Source organism: Wenzhouxiangella psychrophila (assembly GCF_042310375.1).
GTDB lineage: Bacteria > Pseudomonadota > Gammaproteobacteria > Xanthomonadales > Wenzhouxiangellaceae > Wenzhouxiangella.
The window spans coordinates 1-542 of the sequence record NZ_JBHJMQ010000035.1; the positions used below are offsets into that span (position 1 = coordinate 1).

The following is a 542-nucleotide window of genomic DNA, read 5'->3' on the forward strand; positions in this document are numbered from 1 at the left end:
CCGATGCCGCAGACGCGCGAGCACATTCTGCTGGCGCGCCAGGTGGGTGTTCCGTCGATTCTGGTTTACCTGAACAAGGCCGACATGGTCGACGATGCCGAGCTGCTCGAGCTCGTCGAGATGGAAGTTCGCGAGCTTCTGAGCGATTACGATTTCCCGGGCGACGACACCCCGATCGTGACCGGTTCGGCGCTCAAGGCGCTCGAGGGCGACGAGTCGGATATTGGCGTGCCGTCGATCCTGAAGCTGGTTGCCGCGCTCGATGAGTACGTTCCCGAGCCCGAGCGCGACCTGGACAAGGATTTCCTGATGCCGATCGAGGACGTGTTCTCGATTTCCGGCCGCGGCACGGTGGTGACCGGTCGTGTCGAGCGCGGCGTGATTCACGTTGGCGACGACATCGAGATCGTGGGCATCAAGGACACCACGAAGACGACCTGCACGGGTGTGGAAATGTTCCGCAAGCTGCTTGACCAGGGTCAGGCTGGCGACAACGTGGGTGTTCTGCTGCGCGGTACCAAGCGTGACGATGTCGAGCGTGG

At 62.5% G+C, this 542-nt stretch carries 1 protein-coding gene; it reads left to right on the forward strand.

Going from position 1 to position 542, the window contains the following annotated elements; genetic code table 11:
• Positions 1–542: EF-Tu/IF-2/RF-3 family GTPase (locus tag ACDC66_RS15220; RefSeq protein ID WP_376697590.1), on the forward strand; the 542-nt coding region annotated here is incomplete at both ends.